Here is a 16,563-nt window from a genome sequence, read left to right as displayed (position 1 = left end):
AAATAGTTGTAAGCTGAAAGTGGGAGGTGCAGTTTATGACTTGCAGAACAGGATGGGAATTAAAATCGTCTGACAGCATGAAGAGAATTATTGATGGGGTTAAAGAAGAGTTCCCGCTCGTGAGTGCTGAAGAGGAGCTTGAAAAAACGGCAGCGTTTTTCAAGGCACTCGGTGATGAGACACGAATTAAAATCATGGGCTTGTTGTGGTTTGAGGATCTATGCATGTGCGAAATTGTCGATGGCCTGTCGGGAGCATCCTCAACAATCAGCCACCATTTGAAGATCATGGAAAAAGGGAAGCTCATCAAATCAAGAAAAGAAGGTAAGTTCACTGTCTTCAGTCTGGATAAAGAAAGGCTGGCACCTCTGATTCCGTATATAAAGAAGGCGATCTAAATGTTTAATGAACTGGCCAATTGGTTGGTCGTCGATGTCATGAACATGGAGCTGTCCTCAAGACTTGGCGGGGCACTGCATTTTTTCATCTATGACACGACGAAAATCTTGTTTTTGCTCGCGGTGATGATTTTCGCAATTTCATTCATCAGAAGCTTTTTCCCGCCTGAAAAAGTAAAGGAATGGCTTGAAGGCAGAAGGAAAGGCGCTGCCAGTGTGATGGCCGCTTTTCTTGGAGTGCTGTCGCCGTTCTGCTCCTGTTCGACGGTACCTTTATTTATCGGATTTGTTGAAGCAGGAATCCCTTTAGGCATCACATTTACGTTCCTGATTTCATCGCCAATCGTCAATGAAATCTCGTTGGTTATGCTATTTTCCATTTTCGGCTGGAAAGTAGCATTGATTTATGTGCTTGCCGGAATGACGCTGGCAATCGTGGCGGGTTCCATCATTGGCAGGCTGAAGATGGAAAAGCATGTGGAGTCATATGTATATGAAATCGCCGCAGGCCAGGAACGAACTCAAATGCCCAGTGGAGATTCCAAAACGTTTGCCGAAAAATTCAAGGCGTTATTCACTCGGGAGGAGCTTAAGGAAAGAACAACTTTCGCTGCCCGGAATGTAGTTGAAACGGTACAGAAGATTTGGCTCTATCTCTTGATCGGGATTGGCATCGGGGCGTTCATCCATGGATACGCCCCGCAGGATTTGCTTGTCAAATATGCTGGAGAAGACAATTTCTTCGCGGTACCGATTGCGACGATTTTAGGCGTGCCGCTTTACTCAAATGCCGTCGGTTCCCTGCCTATTGTCGAAGCATTATTGAACAAAGGTGTAGGAGCAGGTACAGCGCTTGCCTTCATGATGGCAATCACCGCCCTGTCGCTGCCGGAAATGATTTTGCTCAGGAAGGTAATCAAACCTAAGCTGATTGCTGTATTCGTCGGCGTTGTCGCCACAGGAATCATCCTGATTGGTTATGGTTTCAATGCAATTCTATAATTATGAGGAGGAAATCAAGATGAACATCAAAATATTAGGTACAGGATGCAAAAAATGCCAGGAGCTTGAAAAAAACACTCGCATGGCGGTTGAAGAACTGCAGCTGGACGCACAGGTAGAAAAGGTAGAAGACATAAGGGAAATCATGAAATATAAAGTAATGAGTACGCCCGCGCTTGTCGTCGATGAGAAGGTGGTTTCCACAGGCAAGCTGCTCACAGTCAATGAATTGAAGAGTGCATTGGCTTAATATCCGATATTGAGTTCGATTCCTTTAAGATACATTCGATTCTATATGCCCGAAACAAGGTGGGGTCTCTGGATTCCTTTTTATCCGCACATTACCGGACTTAATGTGACGCTTAGACGGACTCTATATGCCCAAAACAGGGATCACCCAAAAAGGTCACATAGAAATTCTATATTCCCGAAAATCTAATAAAGGTAATATTGGCGCTCCGAGGAAACCTCGGGGCGCTTCGTGATGCAGGTACGATAAATAATAACCAAAACAATTGCTTAAAATAAGTCGGATTAAGCAGCTTTACAATTTCTTAATAATTTTTACATACTATCACCCTTGAACATATAAGCAAATTATTATATGATGATACCGTAATTGGAGGTGGAGAGTAATTGATTAAGCAAAGTATTGAAATGGATCAGGCTGCAGCTGTGTTGAAGCTGCTTGGTGACAAGACGCGTTTGACGATGATGAGAATTCTCGCTGATCACGATTGCTGTGTCTGTGAGTTTGTAGCAATATTTGATGCCAGCCAGCCGGCGATCAGCCAGCATATCCGCAAGCTGAAGGACGCAGGAATGGTAAAAGAGAGCAGGAGGGGACAGTGGGTGTTTTATTCACTGAACCGGCAGTACGAGCATTTTGAATTTGTTCAATTGCTCATGGATGCACTTCCAAGCCAGGAAGAAAAGTTAACAGAACTTGAAAAGCAAGGAAAACGGATTTCTTGTGAATAACGGAGGTGTGTGGATTTGTCATTACCGATTATAGCTTCACTGATTTTCCTCGTGACGCTGACATTGGTCATCTGGCAGCCTAAGGGTCTTGGGATTGGCTGGTCAGCTGTGGGGGGAGCCATTCTAGCATTGATCTTCGGTGTTGTTGACTTCCAGGATGTAATCGATGTTACTGGAATTGTCTGGAACGCAACACTCGCGTTTATCGCCATCATTATCATTTCACTTATTTTAGATGAGATTGGATTTTTTGAATGGTCTGCCTTGCACATGGCGAGGTCTGCCAAGGGGAACGGCGTCAAGATGTTTGTGTACGTGACCCTGCTTGGAGCTGCTGTTGCTGCATTGTTCGCAAACGACGGAGCCGCACTGATTTTGACACCAATCGTTCTGGCGATGGTGCGTAACCTGAAATTTGAAGAAAAAATGGTATTTCCTTTTATCATCGCGAGTGGGTTCATTGCCGATACGACTTCATTGCCGCTGGTTGTCAGCAACCTGGTGAACATCGTATCTGCCGACTACTTTGATATTGGGTTTGTCGAATATGCATCCCGCATGATCGTGCCGAACTTCTTCTCATTAGGTGCAAGTATTTTAGTCTTGTATTTATTTTTCCGAAAGAGCATTCCGAAAAATTACAAGATGTCGGATTTGAAAAAGCCGGCTGAAGCAATTAAGGATGCGAAGATGTTCCGCTTATCATGGATTGTTTTAGGAGTCCTGCTTGTAGGCTACTTTGGAAGTGAATTCTTGAACATTCCAGTATCTTTCATTGCTGGTATCGTCGCGATTTTCTTCTTGATGATGGCCAGAAGGAGCCCGGCTGTCCAAACATCCACCGTCGTAAAAGGAGCACCATGGGCGATTGTATTCTTCTCAATTGGAATGTATGTAGTCGTTTACGGACTTCGTAACGCTGGATTGACGAACATTCTTGCCGATGTCATTCAGGCTGCGGCTGACCAGGGCTTGTTTGTCGCAACGATCAGCATGGGCCTCATTGCCGCGATTCTTTCTTCTGTCATGAACAATATGCCAACCGTCATGATTGACGCCCTGGCAATAGCAGATACTAATACAACAGGAGTGGTCCGTGAAGCACTGATTTATGCGAATGTCATTGGATCCGACCTCGGACCGAAAATCACCCCAATAGGTTCACTGGCAACATTGCTGTGGCTGCACGTTCTTTCACAGAAAGGCGTCAAGATTTCATGGGGCACTTATTTTAAAACAGGAATCATCCTAACCATTCCTACTCTGTTCATCACTTTGGTAGGTCTATATATTTGGTTACTCATTATTTAAACAAGGGAGCGAATCTAAATGTCAAACAAAAAAACAATCTACTTCTTATGTACAGGAAACTCTTGCAGAAGCCAAATGGCTGAAGGCTGGGCAAAAAAATACCTTGGAGACGAGTGGGAAGTGAAGAGTGCAGGTCTTGAAGCGCACGGCTTGAATCCTAATGCTGTAAAGGCAATGAATGAAGTTGGAATCGATATCACAGGCCATACATCAGATGTCATCGATCCAGAAATCCTGAACAATGCAGATTTGGTCGTTACACTTTGCGGTCATGCAGATGAACACTGCCCAATGACACCTCCACATGTAAAGCGCGAGCACTGGGGCTTTGACGACCCGGCAAAAGCCGAAGGAACAGACGAAGAAAAGTGGGCAGTATTCCAACGCGTACGTGACCAAATCAGCGACCCTATAAAGACATTTGCAGAGACAGGAAAATAAACAGGAACTAACAGCCAAGGGGAAACTCTTGGCTGTTGCTCTAAGGGAGGAGAAGAGAGATGAAGACAATTAAAATCTTTGACCCGGCATTATGCTGTCCTACAGGCGTCTGCGGACCCAATGTGGATCCGGAATTAACTAGGGTAGCTTCCGCCATTTTTATCCTGGAGAAAAAAGGCTTTCCAATCAGCCGCTTTAATCTTGCCAATGATCCAGCTGCATTTGTTGAACATAAAGAAGTGAATCAGGTATTGCATGAAAAAGGACCGGAGGCACTGCCACTTGTAATGGTGGACGGAAAGGTCGAAAAAGTAAGCAGCTATCCTTCTAATGAAGAATTTGCAAGCTGGCTTGGCGTGGAGGTCAAAGACCTGACCACTGAGAAACCGCGCAAAACGCTGCTTTAGGAAGGAGAATCGCCATGTTTCAAACTTTCCATCCGAAATATGTAGTCAACACACCATATCTCTTTTTTACCGGAAAAGGCGGAGTCGGAAAGACATCCACTGCCTGTGCCACAGCGGTTGCGTTGGCTGATAGAGGTAAAAAAGTATTGATTGTGAGCACAGATCCGGCATCAAACCTGCAGGATGTATTTGATATTGAAATCGGCAATCAGCCAATCGAAGTTCCGTATGTTCCGAATCTATCAGCCTGCAATATCGATCCAGAGGAATCGGCAAGGCAATATCGGGAAAAAGTGATTTCTCCTTATCGAAATGCATTGCCGGAAAGTGTCGTCGCGACGATGGAAGAACAGCTTTCAGGTGCGTGTACCGTAGAAATCGCTGCTTTCGATGAGTTCTCCAATTTGCTCACCAACCAGGATTTGATTAGTCAGTATGACCATATCTTGTTTGATACGGCTCCGACTGGCCATACTCTCAGGCTTCTGCAGCTGCCGACCGCGTGGAGCAGCTTTTTAGAAGAAAGCACCCACGGAGCATCCTGTCTCGGTCCGTTATCTGGACTTGGAGAAAAGAAGCAGCTGTATACTTCCACGGTAAAAGCGTTGTCAGATCCAAATATGACGACACTGATTCTTGTTGCACGGCCGGAACCATCATCCATGCTGGAAGCGGAAAGGGCTTCTGCTGAGCTGAAGGAAATAGGCATGGAAAATCAGGTTGTCATCATCAATGGACTTTTGCAGAGTCACGTAGAAGATGATCCTATTTCAAAAGCATTCTATGACCGACAACGGAAAGCGCTAGCAGACTTGCCACAAAGGCTTAAGCAGGTCGGAATGTTCTCAGTACCTTTTGTTCCTTTTTCATTGACCGGTGTGGACAATCTTCGTAAGATGTTCAAGTCTGCGACGTATTCTGCTGAGAGAAGCGAAGTGGAATTGTCTGAAGCAAAATTGAATTCATTGCAAGAACTCATTGATGATTTTGCCGAAAAGGATATGAGGATCATTTTTACGATGGGGAAGGGTGGAGTCGGCAAGACGACGATGGCATCCGCAATCGCTGTTGGACTGGCTGAAAAAGGCTTGAAGGTCCATTTGACGACAACCGACCCAGCCGCTCACCTTGAGTATACATTCCAGCAGAAGGATGCCTACAGAAACCTGACCATTAGCCGATTGGATCCCAAAAAGGAAGTCGAGGCATACAAAGAAACAGTCTTGTCTCAAAATAAGGATCAGTTAGACGAGGATGCCCTTGCTTACCTTGAGGAAGATCTGAATTCTCCTTGTACAGAAGAAATTGCCGTATTCCAGGCATTTGCCGATATCGTGGAGAAATCGAAGGATGAGATTGTTGTCATCGATACAGCTCCAACTGGGCATACATTATTGCTGCTGAACTCTGCTGAGTCATATCATAAAGAAATATCCCGCTCGAAGGGTACGGTCTCTGAAAGTGTCCAGAACTTATTGCCAAAATTGCGCAATCCTGAGGAAACAAGCGTGGTCATCGTTACTCTTCCAGAAGCCACGCCTGTTCTTGAAGCGACGCGGTTACGTGATGATTTAAAACGGGCGTCGATTGAGCCGGTATGGTGGGTGATCAATCAAAGCCTGTACGCGCAGCAAACGACTGATCCGATTTTGCAAAGTCGGGCGGATGCTGAAAAAGTATGGATCAAGAGAGTCAGTGAAGAGATCGCCGAGAGGACAAGCATTGTTCCATGGCAGCCTGAAGAAAAAATTGGGTACGATAAAATGAAAGACTTAATCAATCATTGAAAGGTGGTTTCATAGATGAGTGTATACCAGGAACTAATACCAAAGCGAATCTACATTGGCGGAGCAGACGCCATTCCTGAATTGTTGAAGAAGGAAAAAATTGATGTCGTGTATGATTTGCGTGCAGAAAACACCGATGGCGATTATGATTATAATCGAAAGCACCAACCAATTGTCGACAATGCTGAGAACCAGGATGAGTCTGTCAACCAGGCGATCGATGAGGTAATCAACGCATACAAATCAGGCAAGAATGTTTATTTCCACTGTTCTGGCGGGAAGAACAGGACAGGCACCGTTGCGATTGGAACATTGCTGAAACTTGGCGAAGCCAACAGCATTGAGGAAGCAGAAGCAAAATCAAAGGGAATTCGCAGCATCATCAATGTGAATCCCGAAATGAAAGCTGCGCTCGGAAGATTATTCCCTGGCGCTTAGGATAGGAGGAAGTATTTTTGAAAATTACCGATCAAGCTCGTGACAGCCTAAAGCAGCTGCTGCAGGAGCAAAATGCAACCGGCATTCGTGTTTTTTTGCCGGCATCAGTTGAGGTAGCCCCAAATTAGGCCTGGCTCTGGATGAGCCGGAATCAGATGATGAAGTTATTGAATCAAATGGAATCAGAGTAGCAATCGACCCATCGATCGAAATCGAAGCAAAGGAATCGACGCTCGATTTTGATGCGAATGCGAACGGATTCGTTTTATCTGGGAATGAAAGAGATTGCTGTTAGAAGACAGAGCCGGTGTATGAACTCATGCACCGGCTTTTTTTATAAACTATTTGACCTTGTGGTGCGCTACATAGTTTAAGATGTTTTTATAAGGGGGCCGAAATGTACAAGGTAAGCGAATTTTCCAAAATGACGGGGCTCAGCAAGGAGACGCTCAGGTATTATGCGGAGATCAAGCTGCTCGAGCCTGTATTCATCGACCCGAATAATAAGTACCGCTATTATGACAATGGTTCCTATTTGGTTGCGCTGTTATTGGTGCATCTGAGACGGTTCAATTTTACCATCCAGGAAATGCTGACCGTGGTGAACGATGAATCGTTTGAAAATCTCGAACAAATATTATTGAAAAAGAGACAGGGACTTGTGAATCAGGTACAGGAACTGAATAACCTCATTGAAGAAATGGATGATTTCTTCGAATTTGGGATGGAGGGTAAAGAAGATGATTAAGTGGCACGAAGAGCGAGTTATTCCGGTCAATATCGAGACAATCTGGACATTATTTGAGCTGGAGAACATCCAGAGAATCATGCCGAACGTGGTAGAGAACAAGGTAATCGAAAAGAAAGAAGGAGTCGTCGGCACGAAATACGAGCAGAAATATAAAGAAGGCAAGCGAATCGAAACCTATATCGTGGAAGACCTGGAGTACGAAAACACTTCTGATAAAAAACACAACAAAATCGGTTTTACCCTAGCCAAGGCATTTCAGGTCGAAGCGGCGTTCACGCTGGTCAAGGTCGGGGAGAATGAAACCAGGTTCATTTATCAAGGACAGAACACTGGGCTTAACTTCCTGGGCAAGACATTGCTGAAATTGGGCGGGGAAAAGAATAACAAAAAAGTCGTCACCGATTTTATGGATACAGTGGAAAGTGAATCGCTGAAGGAAGCGGAGAAATGATTAGAAGGCTGCCCTTAATAAATAGGCAGCCTTATTTTTAGATAATATGTTTGAATTCCACCGGTGAAGATAGATTGATTAAAGTCGATGGATGTCCATATGCCATTGATTCATCGATGAACTCCTCTAGGTTTTCCACTGAATCTGCAAGGATTTTTACTAGATAACTATATTGCCCAGCTAGCCTGTGGCATTCGACGACCATTGGATGCTGAATGCAGAATTCACGGAACTCCTTGCACCGCTTCGAATCGAACAGAATAAAAGCCAGTACTTGCTTGTCCACTTTTTTGGGATTGAGAATAGCACGATATCCAAGAATCGTTCCATTTTCCTCGAGTCGTTTTACTCGCTCCTTCACCGCTGGGACGGATAACCCCACTCGCCTGCCAAGTTCAGTCATCGAAATCCTGCCGTCTTCCTGAAGATGGTGAAGAATATTTTTATCCACCTGGTCCATACTGACACCCCGCTCATAATTTTAAAGGATGAAACTTCCTCGTTGTCCTTCTCTCATTGTTTCTAAGATTATCAGCTCGTATATTCAGCCGATTAAATAACTGATATTAATTTTTTAGGAAAGTCGTCTGAAATGCAGTAAATTTTAAAGGAAATGATTAGAAATAACGAAGAAACTTTATGTAAATTATATCCTTTTCTCATTAAAATTACCTTATAAATGATAAGGGGCTGATGGATATGAGATTAACGAAAAATGATCCGCTGATTGTGATTGATGTACAGAAGGCTTTTTTTAACCCGGCCTGGGGGAACAGGAACAACCCGAATGCGGAAGGAAACATTGATAAACTGATCCGTCATTGGCGGAAAATGGGGCGGCCGATTATCTTCGTGCAGCATATCTCTGAAAATAAGAATTCCTTCTTTTTTTGTGAAAAGAAAGAAGACATTGAATTCATGGACTTTATCCAGCCGCTAGAGAAGGAAATTGTAATCACCAAATCTGTGAACAGTGCTTTCATCGGGACTGATTTGCATCAAATCCTCGTGGATATGAAGAGTGAGCATATTGTCATTACGGGATTGACGACGAACCACTGTGTTGAAACGACAACACGAATGGCTGGCAATTACGGGTTTAATCCGATCCTTATTTCCGATGCGACAGCAACATTTGACCGGAAAGGGATAAATGGAGAAGTCTACGAAGCAGAATTGATCCATGCCATGACTATGGCAAACCTGAATGAGGAATTTGCGGTGGTAATGGATACTGAATCTCTATTAAACGAGTGTATCCAGGTAAAATAAGAAGGTCTTCGCACAGAAGTGGAAATGATTTAGGGGAAATTTGATTATATCGACCAGCTTTTAAATTTTATTGGCGAAAAATAAAATAATTCGACCAAATTTCTCGATATTTCGACCACATTTCAAATTAATTCGACTACATTTTGAAATAATTCGACCACATTTTCAATTATTTCGACCAAGTCAGTCATTCCACTAAAAAAGCCCGGGCAATACCGCCCGGGCTTCAACTTCCTCACCACAAATTCGGTTTCACGACCATGAACCAGAGCATCGACATCAATAAGATGATGTACGTCCAGATGGTGCGCTTCAATTTTGCGGAGAGTTCTATTTTATCCGCGCCTTCTTCGGCAAACTTCCGGAGTGTCGGCGAGAATGCCCTTGCGAGGAAAAAGAGGGAGGCAAATAGCAGCGCCAAAGTCCCGACAATCCACGGCGTTTTCCATGTCCATGGGCCGAGGATGACGAGCAGCACTCCAGTTCCAATCAGCACATGGCCGGCATGCTTTGACAGCCGCACGACTGACTTCAGCAGGGCCAAGTGAGCCTCCAATTCTTTCCCCACAGCATCAGGCAGTTTTTTTACAATGGGCATTAAAATGAAGAAAGGCCCAATTGATGCAATCACGCTTGCAACGTGAAGATAAATAATGGCTCGATAAGCTAAGTCCATTTTTTATTCTACAACAGGACTGAATTCGTGCACCCAGACTCTCATCTGTGGAAGCCATGGCATTCCTGGGTGGTATGATAAAATCGACTGCTTGTACTCCTCGACATTTTCAAAGCCCTCGCGCTGAGCATCTGCATCTGTCAATTCTCCAAGAGATTGGGAATAAACATTGTCCACGACGAATTTCTTTCCTTTTAACTCCATGACCTCGCCTACATCGGCATAGCGGCCGTTACGGCGAGTCGCTGTTTTCTTGCCTTCTAACACTTTATTGATGTCGTCTTCCATTGTGATCAGACGCTCAATTTCACACGTTTTTGGCGGCAATGCATTGTTTTGTTCAGTCATTGAAAAAACTCCCTTCCTTTAGTTCGTTCAAAAATAAGATAAGTATAAAATGCACTTCGAGAAATGTCCAGCTCCAGCGCCTAGCCCCTCGAGACGCTTCGGTCCGCCCATTGAAGTCAAAGAACGACTTCACCGGTCGGCCCTCCAGCGCTTGTCGGGGCTGACCAAGCCGCTTGCGCTTTTCTTCATATAATGTACCATACTTCGAAAAAAGAAAGCCAAGGCATTCAACGTGAAAATAGTGTTTTTGAAACTTTTTAACAAAACTTTTCATATAGAGTGTAACATTCTACATAGTTCATCGTTTTAGTTATGAGATTTTAAAAATGAGGGGCAGTAGTATGAATGACGGCAGAAGGAATGAACTCGACAATTTATATAGAAGGTACACGAAGCCCCTTTATTATTTTCTGCTGAAGCTTTCGGGGTCGCATCAGTTGGCCGAGGATTTGGTGCAGGAAACATTTGTCCGTGCGACGATTTCGCTTTCTTTTTACCAGAATGAGGATGTGAGGGCCTGGCTATTCAAGGTGGCCCGCAATGCGTATCTGGACGAATGGCGGAGACGTCAGCGTAGGAGGTGGGTGCCGTTTGCGGATTACTTGTTCTCGAAGGATGAGATGGCGAGTCCTTATGGTTTGCCGGAGGACGAAGCCATCCAGGCAGAGACCTCTGATGACCTGCAGCAGCTAATGACCTATTTGCCGGAACAGTACCGGTCGATCCTGTATTTGCGCGAGGTCGAGATGTTCAGCTATCAAGAAATTCAGGAAGCGCTTGAGCTGTCGGAAAATCAGGTGAAGGTGGCGCTTCACCGTGCACGCAAAAGGCTGGCGCAAATAGCAGAAAAACAAGGATGGAAGGACGATGAACATGGAATGGACTAAGGATAAGGAAAAGAAAATCCTTTTAAAATATCGATTCACGTTGACAGTGAAGATAATCAGGATTATAGCAGCCACGCTGTTTTTCTTCTGGCTGTATATGCTGGTTATATCAATCAGCTATCACTCTCTCGGCCTTGATAAAAAGCATATTTTTTACAGCCGGGTGGCGATGGATTGGTCGCAGCCGAATATGCAGGAGGACTTCGGCAGCATCGACTCAGCCGAGATCACACCTTTCTTTACGCAAAAAATTTCCTATCCTGTTTATAAAATGATAGGGAAAGAGACGGAACTTATAGGCACAAAACAGTTAGCCAAACGGTTGGCTCCAATGTATTCAACGAATCAGACGGATTATCTAAAACCTAAAAACGAGCAAGAATACACCTTTTACCTGCCAGAACATCCGAAGACCGGGACCAAGCTTGAAGCAAATGAGGATCCGGCGGTCTGGACGAAACTCGAGAAAGTCCACGAAGGCACGGTTGCCGAGCTTTCCTTCTCGACGAAATCGTATATGACACCTGAGGAAATGCTGGGATTTTTGAAGCCATACGACCTTGATGTTCTATGGATGCCTCTGTATGCTGGCGAGATGAAAGAGTTTGAAACAGGTTGGGGTGGCAGCGGAAATACATTGTCGGTGGATTCAATTGGTTTCACAGGCGGACGTGAAGCAGGGGATGACTACAATTCGCAGAGTAAGTATTCCCTCGAAGAGAAATTCAGTGAGCTAAATAAGAAATTAATGTTACAACAAATGAAAAACCTGCTGGATAACGAATCAACCAGCTACCGGGAGAATTTCCTGGGCCTTTCCCACCTTGAGGAGCGATACAACTATCTTATGAAAGAAGGGTTCCAGGTCTACGGCGCGGTCGTGACCGGTCCGGTGAAGGAATTGTTGAAGCTAAAGGAAAACGAACAAATCCAGGGTGCCAACCTTGGGGAAATGACTTACTGGAACTGGTCTGAGGAGTAGAAAACCTCTTTCAAAAAAATATATTGTGAATTTAAGAAGAAGCAGTTCATTTCCGGGACTTTCGCTTCTTCTTTTGCATTTAGAAATATACTAAAATAGAGTTTTCTAGTAAAATGGAAGTAGAGGATGCACAGCTGTTTTTTTACAGTGGATGTCCAATTCTAGACAGATTTACCTCAGTTTCAAAATAGTTACTTTAGAGAAAAAATTAAGATAGATTGAGCGATAGACGGCCAAATTGGGTTGGGTGCAGGAATGGATCACTCTGACACCTGAGGCGGGATCGCCGGGGAGGTGGGAAAGATGTTCGATAAATTCGATACAATCGCTGAGCTGAAAAGAAGCGTGTATATGTGGTTACTGCCAATCATCACGGTTGCACTCGTCATCAACAGCTTCCTAAACAATCAGAGTCAGTTTGATACAGTCATAAATACCACACTCATTTTCTGGTTTTCTGTCAGCTGGGTTCTGGCATTCTTAAATCGGGGAATCCGGTTTGGTGAGTACTCAAATCTATTATTAGTCAGCATATATCATGTCTCAACTTTGTTTGATGTTGTCCACAACGATCTGGCGACAACCGGGGGTTCGCTCGGGGATTTCATCGTCTGGATGCCGTTGATCATCATGTTTTTCTTTCTGGTGCTGGGCACAAGAAGAGGGATGTATTTTTCGATTTTCATCTTCTTGATCACACTGACCATCGCTGTAATCTACAGCGGGCAAATGACTCCAGAATCAATCGATTCCCTGACACAATTCCATGCAGCGAATATCGTTTATATTCTCGTACTCTTTTATGCTCAAAATATGTTCCGTGCTTTTACAGAGAGAGATATTTTTAAAAAGTACGCCTATATTGATTCCCTTACCCGCGTTGCCAACCGGCACCAGATTGATGTCTGGCTCGAGGAAAAGCTCGAGGCTGCGGAAGAAGAAGGGAAATCGTTTTCAATTATCTTTTTCGATATCGACCATTTTAAAAAGGTTAACGATGACTTTGGCCATAAAATCGGTGACTGTGTTTTGAAGGAGCTGTCCGCGATCGTCTCTGGAAATCTATCAGACGGAGACGATTTCGGCCGCTGGGGCGGAGAGGAATTCATCCTGATTACGGATAGTACCGGTGGACAGGTCTATGAAAAAGCAGAGCACTTTCGAAAGATGGTCGAGAATCATTGCTTCAAAGGAGCTGGCAGTTTGACGGCGAGCTTTGGGGTCACTGATTACCAGTCTGGCGATAACATTGACTCATTGCTGAACCGTGCGGATGAAGCATTGTATGTATCGAAAAACGGTGGCAGGAATAAGGTCAGCGTACATGAACCATCCTGATAGACCGGGATGGTTTTTAAATTCCCAATAAATTATGATTAAACTATATATATAATGTGGTAAGATAACTATGGTTAGGACTCTTTAAAAATGTTTATATATGAAATCGCTTTCAATAGAATGGTAAAAGGAGCAGTGCACCATGAAATATCGTTCTGCATTTGATATTATAGGTCCGGTGATGATCGGGCCATCGAGTTCGCATACAGCGGGCGCTGCAAGGATTGGCCGCGTGGCGCGCACTTTATTCGAGAAGCAGCCGACAAGGGCCGTCATCTCGCTGTACGGCTCTTTTGCAAAAACATATAAAGGACATGGAACCGATTTGGCACTTGTAGCCGGAATCATGGACTTTGATACATTTGATGAACGGATTCCCAATGCTTTGAAAATTGCAGAGGAATCAGGCATTGAAGTTGAATTTATCACGGAAGATGCTGTTATGGAGCATCCGAACACTGTAAAAATAAATTTATATGATGGGCAAGGCAAGGAGCTTGAGATCGTCGGAATTTCCATCGGCGGCGGAACGGTCGAGATTACGGAAATCAATTCGTTCAAATTGAAGCTCTCTGGCGCTAACCCAGCGATACTGGTCGTCCATCATGACCGATTCGGGCTGATTTCAGCCGTAACATCTGTTTTATCAAAATATCAAATTAACATCGGCCATATGGAAGTCTCCCGAAAAGATAAGGGAGACACAGCAGTTATGGTTATCGAAATGGATCACAAAATCGAAAACGGAGTTTATGCCGAGTTAACTGCCCTTGATGGCGTTGACCAGGTCATCCGTTTGGTTGACTAAATATGAGTATCATCAGGAGGGCAAGCCATGTTTCGTAATGTTGCGGAGCTTGTTGAATTAGCTGAAAAGAATAACGTGAAAATCGCCGAAATCATGATTCGGCAGGAAATAGAAGTATCAGGCCGTACCCGCGAAGAGATTATTGCCCAGATGGAAAATAATCTGCAGGTCATGGAGCGGGCTGTGGAAAGAGGTTTGAGTGGCGTCAAATCCCAGACCGGCTTGACCGGCGGGGATGCGGTATTGATGCAAAACTATATCGCAAGCGGAAAATCACTGGCAGGCAATCTATTATTGGATGCCGTCAGCAAGGCCGTTGCCACGAATGAAGTGAACGCGGCAATGGGTATCATTTGCGCCACACCAACTGCTGGATCAGCAGGCGTCGTTCCGGGGACGCTTTTTGCAGTAAAAGAAAAGCTGAACCCGACACGCATGGAAATGATCGAGTATCTGTTCACGACCGCGGCATTCGGTTTTGTCGTTGCCAACAACGCTTCGATTTCCGGAGCTGCCGGCGGATGCCAGGCAGAAGTCGGATCAGCTGCCGGAATGGCTGCTGCCGCAATCGTTGAAATGGCTGGCGGAACTCCGCAGCAATCATCAGATGCGTTCGCAATCACGCTGAAAAATATGCTTGGATTAGTCTGCGACCCAGTTGCAGGACTGGTGGAAGTTCCATGTGTAAAAAGAAATGCGATGGGTGCTTCGAACGCCATCACTGCTGCCGATATGGCACTGGCAGGCATCACAAGCCGAATCCCATGCGACGAAGTCATCGGCGCAATGTACGCCATCGGCCAGACAATGCCATCGGCACTGCGGGAAACAGCAGAAGGCGGACTCGCGGCAACACCAACCGGTCGGCGTTTGGAAGAAGAAATCTTTGGGAAGCCGAAGTCGAAGCTTGTGGATTATTTAATTCAAAAATAAGTTGGAAAAGCCACTTCATTGAAGTGGCTTTTCTAATGGCAAAACTTCCGGACGGGACTGATCTTTTTTACAATAAATGTATGTTCCTTTTCAGGCAATCTTCAATCGTTTCCTCATTCCACACAGATACCTGCACCTCACCAATATGGATTTTTTGCAGAAGAAACATGCATAGCCGTGATTGCCCGATTCCGCCGCCGATGGTGTAAGGGAGCTCCTTATTCAATAACGTCTGGTGATACTCCAATTGTGTGCGTTGTTCCTGGTCGGCCAGCTTCAGTTGTTCCAAGAGAGTTTTTTCATCAACCCTGATCCCCATTGAAGTGATCTCGATTGCCCGCTCCAAAGGTGGATACCAAAGCAACAAGTCACCATTGAGGTTCCAATCATCATAATCAGGTGAACGGGAATCATGCCTTTGTCCAGATCGAAGCTCATGCCCTATTTGAGTAATGAAAACTGCCCCGAATCTCTTTGTGATTTTATCCTCCCGCTCCTTTGGTGAAAGATCAGAATACAGATCCTCCAGTTCCTGTGAGGAAATAAAACTTATTTCTTTCGGCAAGGTGGGATTTAAAACAGGATAAAGTTTTGCCAAAAAGATTTCCGACTTTTTGATGACATCGTAAATTTTTTCAACAGTAACCCTCAAGGTATTCACGTTCCGCTGCTTTCGGGAGATCACTTTTTCCCAGTCCCATTGGTCCACATAAAGGGAATGAAGATTGTCGAGAGTCTCATCGCGGCGAATCGCGTTCATGTCGGTATACAGCCCCTCGCCTTGAGAAAAACCATATCGCTTCAACGCCATCCTTTTCCACTTGGCAAGGGATTGAACAATTTCAATCCTTTCGTTTTCCACATCAAGTGCGTCAAAGGAAACAATCCGTTCATTTCCCGCCAAGTCATCATTGATTCCCTTCCCGCCTTTTACAAAAATCGGGGCCGACACTCTAGTCAGATCCAATGCCTCCGCAAGATTGCTTTCAAAAAAATCCTTTGTCTTCTTGATTGCAACTTCCGTCTCCCTTAAGTCCAATTTCGACTCGTATTTCAAAGCAGCGTTGTTCAATTTCACTCATCCCCCCAGATTTGCTTAGCACTTTGGTGTAAATAGGCAAACATTAATCTACTTTATGAACGTCCAATGAAATTGTTGCAAAATTTTAAAGTGCCAACATCATTCTACACTCTTTTGAAAATATGACTTAAAAATGATTCAGAACATAGGAAAGGTGCTCCCGATTTTACAGCAGAATTCAAGCTTAGTTACTATACAATCGACATAGAAAAAAAGGGTTGGAATGAGACCATTCCAAACCCTTTTGATTTAATCTAGAACTGTGCGGTAT

The 16,563-nt window shown here is 44.5% G+C and carries 22 protein-coding genes; 17 read left to right on the top strand and 5 right to left on the bottom strand.

What is annotated here, in order from left to right; genetic code table 11:
- The first annotated feature begins 35 nt into the window (after window positions 1-35).
- The 11 genes from TY49_RS17115 (at window position 36) to TY49_RS17065 (ending at window position 7,967) form a co-directional block, all read left to right on the top strand.
- Window positions 36-398 (top strand): ArsR/SmtB family transcription factor, encoded by a 363-nt coding sequence (locus TY49_RS17115; RefSeq protein WP_041967123.1) that lies wholly within the window; start codon window positions 36-38, stop codon window positions 396-398.
- Window positions 399-1,400 carry a permease gene (locus TY49_RS17110; protein WP_041967122.1) on the top strand — a complete coding sequence of 334 codons (1,002 nt, stop codon included), beginning with the start codon at window positions 399-401 and terminating at the stop codon, window positions 1,398-1,400.
- Between the two features lie 19 nt (window positions 1,401-1,419).
- Window positions 1,420-1,650 carry a thioredoxin family protein gene (locus tag TY49_RS17105; protein ID WP_041967121.1) on the top strand — a complete coding sequence of 77 codons (231 nt, stop codon included), beginning with the start codon at window positions 1,420-1,422 and terminating at the stop codon, window positions 1,648-1,650.
- Window positions 1,651-2,036: 386 nt separating this feature from the next.
- On the top strand, window positions 2,037-2,381 hold the full coding sequence (locus tag TY49_RS17100; protein WP_198135643.1) for an ArsR/SmtB family transcription factor: 345 nt from the start codon (window positions 2,037-2,039) through the stop codon (window positions 2,379-2,381).
- Window positions 2,382-2,396: 15 nt separating this feature from the next.
- Window positions 2,397-3,692: an arsenical efflux pump membrane protein ArsB gene (locus tag TY49_RS17095; protein WP_041967120.1), complete on the top strand. Its 1,296-nt coding sequence runs from the start codon at window positions 2,397-2,399 to the stop codon at window positions 3,690-3,692.
- 18 nt (window positions 3,693-3,710) lie between these two features.
- Window positions 3,711-4,133: an arsenate reductase (thioredoxin) gene (gene arsC / locus TY49_RS17090; RefSeq protein ID WP_041967119.1), complete on the top strand. Its 423-nt coding sequence runs from the start codon at window positions 3,711-3,713 to the stop codon at window positions 4,131-4,133.
- A gap of 59 nt (window positions 4,134-4,192) precedes the next feature.
- Window positions 4,193-4,540, top strand: a complete 348-nt coding sequence (gene arsD / locus TY49_RS17085; RefSeq protein ID WP_041967118.1) for an arsenite efflux transporter metallochaperone ArsD — start codon at window positions 4,193-4,195, stop codon at window positions 4,538-4,540.
- Window positions 4,541-4,554: 14 nt separating this feature from the next.
- Window positions 4,555-6,327 carry an arsenical pump-driving ATPase gene (gene arsA / locus TY49_RS17080; RefSeq protein WP_041967117.1) on the top strand — a complete coding sequence of 591 codons (1,773 nt, stop codon included), beginning with the start codon at window positions 4,555-4,557 and terminating at the stop codon, window positions 6,325-6,327.
- Between the two features lie 15 nt (window positions 6,328-6,342).
- Window positions 6,343-6,765 carry a protein-tyrosine phosphatase family protein gene (locus TY49_RS17075; protein ID WP_041967116.1) on the top strand — a complete coding sequence of 141 codons (423 nt, stop codon included), beginning with the start codon at window positions 6,343-6,345 and terminating at the stop codon, window positions 6,763-6,765.
- A gap of 397 nt (window positions 6,766-7,162) precedes the next feature.
- Window positions 7,163-7,513, top strand: a complete 351-nt coding sequence (locus TY49_RS17070) for a MerR family DNA-binding transcriptional regulator (RefSeq protein WP_041967115.1) — start codon at window positions 7,163-7,165, stop codon at window positions 7,511-7,513.
- Window positions 7,506-7,967 carry a hypothetical protein gene (locus TY49_RS17065; protein ID WP_041967114.1) on the top strand — a complete coding sequence of 154 codons (462 nt, stop codon included), beginning with the start codon at window positions 7,506-7,508 and terminating at the stop codon, window positions 7,965-7,967. Before TY49_RS17070 ends, TY49_RS17065 begins: the two co-directional genes overlap by 8 nt.
- Before the next feature lie 37 nt (window positions 7,968-8,004).
- Here the strand turns inward: TY49_RS17065 and TY49_RS17060 are convergent, their stop codons facing one another.
- A complete protein-coding gene (locus tag TY49_RS17060) occupies window positions 8,005-8,427 on the bottom strand; it encodes an Lrp/AsnC family transcriptional regulator (protein ID WP_041967113.1) in 423 nt (140 codons plus the stop codon).
- 239 nt (window positions 8,428-8,666) lie between these two features.
- Here TY49_RS17060 and TY49_RS17055 point away from each other — a divergent pair, with 239 nt between their 5' ends.
- Window positions 8,667-9,239, top strand: a complete 573-nt coding sequence (locus TY49_RS17055) for a cysteine hydrolase family protein (RefSeq protein ID WP_041967112.1) — start codon at window positions 8,667-8,669, stop codon at window positions 9,237-9,239.
- Window positions 9,240-9,474: 235 nt separating this feature from the next.
- Here the strand turns inward: TY49_RS17055 and TY49_RS17050 are convergent, their stop codons facing one another.
- Genes TY49_RS17050 through TY49_RS24755 form a run of 3 tightly spaced genes read right to left on the bottom strand, consistent with a single transcriptional unit; the run spans window position 9,475 to window position 10,396 of the window.
- Window positions 9,475-9,915 (bottom strand): hypothetical protein, encoded by a 441-nt coding sequence (locus TY49_RS17050; protein ID WP_041967111.1) that lies wholly within the window; start codon window positions 9,913-9,915, stop codon window positions 9,475-9,477.
- A gap of 3 nt (window positions 9,916-9,918) precedes the next feature.
- A complete protein-coding gene (locus TY49_RS17045; protein WP_041967110.1) occupies window positions 9,919-10,263 on the bottom strand; it encodes an ASCH domain-containing protein in 345 nt (114 codons plus the stop codon).
- A complete protein-coding gene (locus tag TY49_RS24755; protein WP_156972715.1) occupies window positions 10,256-10,396 on the bottom strand; it encodes a hypothetical protein in 141 nt (46 codons plus the stop codon). The genes TY49_RS17045 and TY49_RS24755 overlap by 8 nt, the downstream gene beginning before the upstream one ends.
- A gap of 208 nt (window positions 10,397-10,604) precedes the next feature.
- Here TY49_RS24755 and TY49_RS17035 point away from each other — a divergent pair, with 208 nt between their 5' ends.
- The 5 genes from TY49_RS17035 to sdaAA all read left to right on the top strand — a co-directional run bounded on the left by TY49_RS17035 (window position 10,605) and on the right by sdaAA (window position 15,211).
- Window positions 10,605-11,150, top strand: coding sequence for a sigma-70 family RNA polymerase sigma factor (locus tag TY49_RS17035; protein WP_041967108.1), 546 nt, complete (start codon window positions 10,605-10,607; stop codon window positions 11,148-11,150).
- Window positions 11,131-12,132, top strand: coding sequence for an anti-sigma factor (locus TY49_RS17030; protein ID WP_084135528.1), 1,002 nt, complete (start codon window positions 11,131-11,133; stop codon window positions 12,130-12,132). The genes TY49_RS17035 and TY49_RS17030 overlap by 20 nt, the downstream gene beginning before the upstream one ends.
- A gap of 303 nt (window positions 12,133-12,435) precedes the next feature.
- On the top strand, window positions 12,436-13,470 hold the full coding sequence (locus tag TY49_RS23980) for a GGDEF domain-containing protein (protein ID WP_052442220.1): 1,035 nt from the start codon (window positions 12,436-12,438) through the stop codon (window positions 13,468-13,470).
- 142 nt (window positions 13,471-13,612) lie between these two features.
- Entirely contained in the window at window positions 13,613-14,278 is a 666-nt protein-coding gene (gene sdaAB, locus TY49_RS17020; protein WP_041967107.1) for an L-serine ammonia-lyase, iron-sulfur-dependent subunit beta, read from the top strand.
- 27 nt (window positions 14,279-14,305) lie between these two features.
- Window positions 14,306-15,211 (top strand): L-serine ammonia-lyase, iron-sulfur-dependent, subunit alpha, encoded by a 906-nt coding sequence (gene sdaAA, locus TY49_RS17015; protein WP_041967106.1) that lies wholly within the window; start codon window positions 14,306-14,308, stop codon window positions 15,209-15,211.
- A gap of 67 nt (window positions 15,212-15,278) precedes the next feature.
- On the opposite strand, the gene asnA is transcribed toward sdaAA, so the two are convergent.
- Window positions 15,279-16,268: an aspartate--ammonia ligase gene (asnA, locus tag TY49_RS17010; RefSeq protein ID WP_232310477.1), complete on the bottom strand. Its 990-nt coding sequence runs from the start codon at window positions 16,266-16,268 to the stop codon at window positions 15,279-15,281.
- Window positions 16,269-16,563 lie beyond the last annotated feature (295 nt).

It is taken from the genome of Mesobacillus selenatarsenatis SF-1 (assembly GCF_000813125.1).
GTDB lineage: Bacteria > Bacillota > Bacilli > Bacillales > Cytobacillaceae > Mesobacillus > Mesobacillus selenatarsenatis.
This window is presented reverse-complemented; position numbering and strand designations above follow the sequence as displayed.